The following is a 6,042-nucleotide window of genomic DNA, read 5'->3' on the forward strand; positions in this document are numbered from 1 at the left end:
ACACTGGCATGGCCAGTGTGTGAAACGTCGTTATTCCCTGGCGACACAGCCCGCCAGGGCAATAAGAAAAGGCAAGCACATCCGTGTGTGCAAGACGCGAACCGTCTGTCATGACGTCACGCCAGGCACCCTGTTAACCGCGCCGGTGCTGTCAGCCAGCAATAGGCACGGGGGGCGTGAATCTAACGGTTAACCGGTGACGCGCGCTTGATCTGGATCAAGCTTCGTCGGCATCGTCTTCGTCGGACGGCGTGAAGGCGTCGAGGCAGACGATCCGATGATCGGCATTGCCATCGTTGACGACCCAGCTCTGCAGTGATTCGTCGAAGCTGGCAGCCTTCACCTGGTCCAGCGTGAAACGCCACATCTTGCGCTCGCGACCGTCCATGCACTCGATGTTCAGTTCGTCGCCCAGCGAGAAATCCCAGGCATGCAGGCCGTCGATTTCGAGCATCGAGGACGTTTTAAGGGCAGCGAGCAAGGTGTCCGGGGTGGTGGTCATGAGGGTTTCCAGCCTGCAAAAACGCGAATAATAGGGCAATAGCGCGCTGAGTTGCCATGATCTTTCGCATGGGGCCGAGTGCGAAGAACGGACGTGGAGCGTCCTGGCGGCATCCCCGCGCGGGAGCGTGGGGATGATCATGCCGACACTGCGCTTCGGCACGCAGCCGGGACGCTGCGTGTCACATCACGGCCATGACGCAGAACGTCAGGGCTTGAACTCAACTTACAGCTTGCCGACCCCGCCGGGCTGAAACACCGCTTCGCTCGGCGCCAGGCCATTGACCAGCGGCTTGCCGAATTCGGCCTGACTGACTTCGAACCGGTCGCCCGGCTGGGTGCGCACGCCGTCGGCAAAGGACAGGGTCGCGGTGCCGAAGAAATGCACGTGCACATCACCCGGACGCAAAAACTGGGCGTATTTGAAATGGTGGTACTCGAGATTTTCCAGGCTGTGGCACATGTTGGCCTCGCCGCTGAGAAATTCCTTCTCCCACAACACTTCACCATTGCGCCAGATCCGGCTGGTGCCGGACAGGTTCTGCGGCAGCTCACCGACTCGCAGTTCAGGGCCGAACGAGCAGGCGCGCAACTTGGAATGAGCCAGGTACAGGTAGTTACGGCGCTCCATGATGTGGTCGGAGTATTCGTTGCCAATCGCAAACCCGAGCCGATAAGGCTTGCGGTCATAACCGATGACGTACAGGCCGCTCAGTTCCGGCTCTTCGCCGCCATCCTCGGCGAACGGCGGCAGCGAGAAGGATTCGCCCGGCCGCACCACAATGCTGCCATCGCCCTTGTAAAACCATTCCGGCTGCACGCCAGCCTGCCCCGCTTGCGGCTTGCCACCCTCCACGCCCCACTTGAAGATACGCATGGTGTCGGTCATCGCTGACTCGTCGCCAGACTGCTGGTGCATCTTGTCCCGCGCGGAAGCGCTGCCGAGGTGCGTCAACCCGGTACCGCTGACCAGCAGGTGCGCCGGATCCGGATGGTCCAGCGGCGGCAGAATCCGGCGCTCTTCAAGCAATTGCGCATAATCATGAGCATTGCCGAACCCGAGTCCCTCAACCTGCTGTGCCAGACCCGAGCCCGCCTTGATGGCCGCCAGCGCCAGTTCCCGGACACTCTCGGCCCCCTGCACTTCACGGACCTGCCCGCCGTCCACCAGACCGACCCGACGCTGACCGTTGCTCAATTCGAATTGTACCAACCGCATGGAAATCTCCTTTCAGACAGAGTGGAAAGCCGGACCTACCGCACCTTGGCGCTGGCAGCGAATTCGGACGCTGGCAGCACATGCTTGCGCTCCAGCACGTGATAGACGATGCCGGTCAACACCAGCCCGAACACCATGACGCCGGACAGGAAGTACAGACCCGAGGCCAGGCTGCCCGTCAGCTCTTTCAACGCACCGATCACGAACGGACCAATGTAGCCGCCCAGGTTGCCGACCGAGTTGATCAACGCGATACCGGCCGCCGCACTGGCACCGGCGAAGAAGCGCCCCGGCAGGGTCCAGAACACGGCCGTGCAGGAAAACAGCGCGAAGGCCACCACGCACAGCGCGGCCAGTTGCGCAACCGGCATACTCAGCCAGGCACTGCAGAACAGGCCGATGGCGCCCAGCACATAAAGCACCGCCAGATGACCATAGCGGTCGTTGAGACGATCGGAACTGCGCGGCACGATGAGCAAGCCGATGATGCCGAAGATGTAGGGCACCGAAGACACGAAACCGGTGGTCAGGTCACTGCCGCCAAACTGCTTGATCAGCGTCGGCAGCCACAGGCCAAGGCCATAGATACTCAGTGTGACGGGCAAATAGAACAGCGCCAGCAGCAACACACGCTTGTCCTTGAGCGCGTGCAAAGGGTTGCCGTGACGGGTCTGGCCGTACTCTTCCAGATCCTTTTTCAGCTCACCGGTCAGCCAGTCTTTCTCGGCCTGGCTCATCCATTTGACCTGCTGCGGACCGTCCGGTAACCAGCGCAGCACCGGCCAGGTCAGCAGGATCGCAGGGGTGCCGATCACAATGAACAGCCACTGCCAGCCGTGCAGGCCAAGCACCCCGTCCATGCCCAGCAGACCGCCAGACACCGGTCCGGTGATCATCATGGCGATGGGTTGCGAGAGAATGAACAAGCCGAGGATCTTGCCGCGATGGCGAACCGGAAACCACTGAGTGATGTAATACAGCACGCCGGGAAAGAAGCCCGCTTCGGCCGCGCCCAGCAGAAAGCGCATGACATAGAAGCTGTGCGGTCCCTGCACGAACGCCATACCGATGGTGATCGCGCCCCAGGTAATCATGATCCGGGCGAACCAGCGGCGCGCACCGAAACGTTCAAGCATGAGGTTGCTGGGGATTTCCAGCAGAAAATAACCGATGAAGAACAGGCCGGCACCCAGTCCGTACGCCGCGTCGCCAATACCGATGTCAGCGCCCATGTGCAGCTTGGCGAAACCCACGGCGGAACGGTCTACGTAAGCGATCAGGTAGAGCAGGATCAGAAAGGGAATCAGCTTGAAGGTGATGCGACGTATAAGCCGCAATTCCTGGCTCATGTAGGCGGTCTCCGATTGTTTTTGTTATGGAACCTGCGGGGATCGTCTCTGGCCCGGGTGCTGTTATGACGCAACACACAGGCGAGGATCGTCCCTCAATTGAAAACGACTATATAGTAATACTATTTAAACTGACAACTCTTCCAATCGGCGTTTTTTAGGCTTACCTTAGCCAGCAGCATCGACATTAAGTCTTACAATAAGAGAGCCGATCATGTCTGACTCCGATAAAAAACCGACCCTCCGCTCTGCCCAGTGGTTTGGCACCGCCGACAAGAACGGCTTCATGTACCGCAGCTGGATGAAGAATCAGGGCATCGCCGATCATCAGTTTCAAGGCAAGCCGATCATCGGCATCTGCAACACCTGGTCTGAGCTGACGCCCTGCAACGCCCATTTCCGTCAGATTGCCGAACACGTCAAACGCGGCGTGATTGAGGCAGGTGGCTGGCCGGTGGAATTCCCGGTGTTCTCCAACGGCGAATCCAACCTGCGCCCCACCGCGATGTTCACCCGTAACCTGGCAAGCATGGACGTCGAAGAAGCGATTCGGGGCAATCCGATCGATGGCGTGGTGCTGCTGACCGGTTGCGACAAGACAACCCCTGCCCTGCTGATGGGCGCAGCCAGTTGCGACATTCCGGCCATCGTCGTGACCGGCGGGCCGATGCTCAACGGTAAGCACGAGGGCAAGGACATCGGCGCCGGTACGATCGTCTGGCAGATGCATGAATCCTACAAAGCCGGGCTGATCAGCCTGGATGAGTTCCTTTCCGCCGAAGCCGGCATGTCCCGTTCGGCAGGCACCTGCAACACCATGGGCACCGCCTCGACCATGGCCTGTATGGCCGAATCGCTGGGCACCTCGCTGCCGCACAACGCGGCGATTCCTGCCGTGGACTCGCGACGTTACGTGCTGGCGCACATGTCCGGCATGCGCGCTGTGGAAATGGTCCGCGAAGACCTGCGTCTGTCGAAGATCCTGACCAAGGCCGCGTTCGAAAATGCTATCCGGGTCAATGCCGCGATTGGCGGCTCGACCAACGCGGTCATCCACCTCAAAGCCATAGCCGGTCGCATCGGCGTCGATCTGGAGCTGGACGACTGGACCCGCGTTGGCAAGGGCATGCCGACCATCGTCGACTTGCAGCCGTCCGGACGGTTTCTGATGGAAGAGTTCTACTACGCGGGCGGCCTGCCTGCCGTGTTACGGCGCATGAACGAAGCCGGTTTGCTGCCCAATCCCGATGCATTGACCGTCAACGGCAAGAGCATTGGCGAGAACACCTGCCATTCACCGATCTACGGCGAAGATCAGGTCATCCGTGCACTGGACAACCCGATTCGCGCCGACGGCGGTATCTGCGTGCTGCGTGGCAACCTTGCACCCCTGGGCGCCGTGCTCAAGCCTTCTGCCGCCACACCGGCGTTGATGCAGCATCGTGGCCGTGCGGTGGTATTCGAGAATTTCGAGATGTACAAGGCGCGCATCAACGATCCCGATCTGGACATCGATGCGACCTCCGTCATGGTCCTCAAGAACTGCGGGCCGAAGGGTTATCCGGGCATGGCGGAGGTCGGCAACATGGGCCTGCCCGCCAAGCTGCTGGCGCAGGGCGTGACCGACATGGTGCGGATTTCCGATGCGCGTATGAGCGGCACGGCCTATGGCACCGTGGTCTTGCACGTCGCGCCGGAAGCGGCGGCAGGCGGACCGCTGGCGGTGGTGCAGGAAGGCGACTGGATCGAACTGGACTGCGCCAGCGGCCGTTTGCATCTGGATATTCCCGAAGCCGAACTGGCCGCTCGTCTCGCCGACTGGCAGGCCCCGTCGCAACTGTTGGTCGGAGGTTATCGCCAGATGTACATCGACCACGTCATGCAGGCCGACCAGGGGTGTGACTTCGATTTCCTGATCGGCTGCCGGGGCGCCGAAGTGCCAAGGCACTCTCACTAGCCGCAATGGCGGTCGTCCGCTTCGCAGACGCAGACGACCGCCGTAGGCTTTTCGCAGTGGTATGATGCGCGGCACTCACCGCCAGGATCGACGTGCGTTCCCATGGATTATCGAAAGCCTTCCGACCGTAAAAGCATGCATGCGCGCATCGTCCAGGAACTGGGCATGCAGATTGTTTCCGGTCGCTTCAAACCCGACGAAAAACTGCCCGCCGAGGCGCTGCTGTGCGAAGAGTATGCCGTCAGTCGTCCAGTGCTGCGTGAAGCCACGCGCGTTCTGGTTGCCAAAGGCCTGGTCTACTCGCGCCCGCGCGTCGGCACCGTGGTCAAGGCCCGCCGGGAATGGCACCTGCTCGATCCGGATGTGTTGCACTGGGTGATGCAGAGTTCGCCGCAGAATGAGTTTTTCAATCTGTTGACCAGCGTGCGCGCTGTGATCGAGCCTGCGGTTGCAGCCCTGGCGGCGCAACACGCCACGGACGATGAGATCGATTCGATTCATGAGGCTTACCAGCGCATGGAAGCCGCTGCAACGCCGGAAGACTTGTTGCAACCTGACCTGGACTTCCACAGCCGCATCGCCGATGCGACCCACAACGATCTGTTGGCTCATCTGTGCAACATGTTGTCCCTGGCGCTGCGCGAAGCACTCAAGTACTCCAACAAGCGGCCCAACCTGCACGAGCTGGCAATGCCGCGTCACAAGGCCATCCTCACCGCCATCCAGAACCGCGACGCCCTCGGCGCCCGCCATGCCTCGCTGGTGCAACTGGATGATGCGCGCAATGCGCTGAGCGTGGTGCTGGGCGGGGTTTGACACCCGTGGGAGCGCGTATGTCCGCGAATCCCCGGACATGCACGCTCGCAACACCGTCACTCCACGCAAGTCCACCCACCTCCCCGTGGGAGCCAACTGTCTTTCATCATCCTCCGATGAATGGGCATTTTATGATGCCATCGCGGATATATTCCGCGATGGCGGGCCAAGCCCGCCCCACTCAAACCGCATGATCACGC

Annotated in this window: 5 protein-coding genes; 2 read left to right on the top strand and 3 right to left on the bottom strand. The window is 61.0% G+C overall.

Translation table 11 applies throughout. The annotated features are described in order from the left end of the window. Window positions 1-217 precede the first annotated feature (217 nt). From BZK31_RS23210 to BZK31_RS23220, 3 genes are all read right to left on the bottom strand, one after another. Window positions 218-502, bottom strand: a complete 285-nt coding sequence (locus BZK31_RS23210) for a DUF5629 family protein (protein ID WP_083185639.1) — start codon at window positions 500-502, stop codon at window positions 218-220. Between the two features lie 225 nt (window positions 503-727). Continuing rightward, window positions 728-1,720 carry an AraD1 family protein gene (gene araD1 / locus BZK31_RS23215; protein ID WP_083185640.1) on the bottom strand — a complete coding sequence of 331 codons (993 nt, stop codon included), beginning with the start codon at window positions 1,718-1,720 and terminating at the stop codon, window positions 728-730. 35 nt (window positions 1,721-1,755) lie between these two features. Next, on the bottom strand, window positions 1,756-3,069 hold the full coding sequence (locus BZK31_RS23220; protein WP_083185641.1) for an MFS transporter: 1,314 nt from the start codon (window positions 3,067-3,069) through the stop codon (window positions 1,756-1,758). A gap of 214 nt (window positions 3,070-3,283) precedes the next feature. On the opposite strand from BZK31_RS23220, the gene BZK31_RS23225 reads away from it, so the two are divergent. Both BZK31_RS23225 and BZK31_RS23230 read left to right on the top strand, forming a co-directional pair. Next, window positions 3,284-5,026, top strand: coding sequence for an IlvD/Edd family dehydratase (locus tag BZK31_RS23225; protein ID WP_083185642.1), 1,743 nt, complete (start codon window positions 3,284-3,286; stop codon window positions 5,024-5,026). Window positions 5,027-5,128: 102 nt separating this feature from the next. After that, window positions 5,129-5,842, top strand: a complete 714-nt coding sequence (locus BZK31_RS23230; RefSeq protein WP_083185643.1) for a FadR/GntR family transcriptional regulator — start codon at window positions 5,129-5,131, stop codon at window positions 5,840-5,842. The last annotated feature ends 200 nt before the right edge of the window (window positions 5,843-6,042 follow it).

The organism is Pseudomonas floridensis (assembly GCF_002087235.1).
In the GTDB taxonomy this organism is placed as follows: Bacteria; Pseudomonadota; Gammaproteobacteria; order Pseudomonadales; family Pseudomonadaceae; genus Aquipseudomonas; species Aquipseudomonas floridensis.

What these genes read in the sequence shown, in the direction of transcription:
- BZK31_RS23230 (WP_083185643.1), top strand. Translation starts at nt 5,129, where the DNA reads ATGGATTATCGAAAGCCTTCCGACCGTAAAAGCATGCATGCGCGCATC.
- BZK31_RS23210 (WP_083185639.1), bottom strand. Translation starts at nt 502, where the DNA reads ATGACCACCACCCCGGACACCTTGCTCGCTGCCCTTAAAACGTCCTCG.
- araD1 (WP_083185640.1), bottom strand. Translation starts at nt 1,720, where the DNA reads ATGCGGTTGGTACAATTCGAATTGAGCAACGGTCAGCGTCGGGTCGGT.
- BZK31_RS23220 (WP_083185641.1), bottom strand. Translation starts at nt 3,069, where the DNA reads ATGAGCCAGGAATTGCGGCTTATACGTCGCATCACCTTCAAGCTGATT.
- BZK31_RS23225 (WP_083185642.1), top strand. Translation starts at nt 3,284, where the DNA reads ATGTCTGACTCCGATAAAAAACCGACCCTCCGCTCTGCCCAGTGGTTT.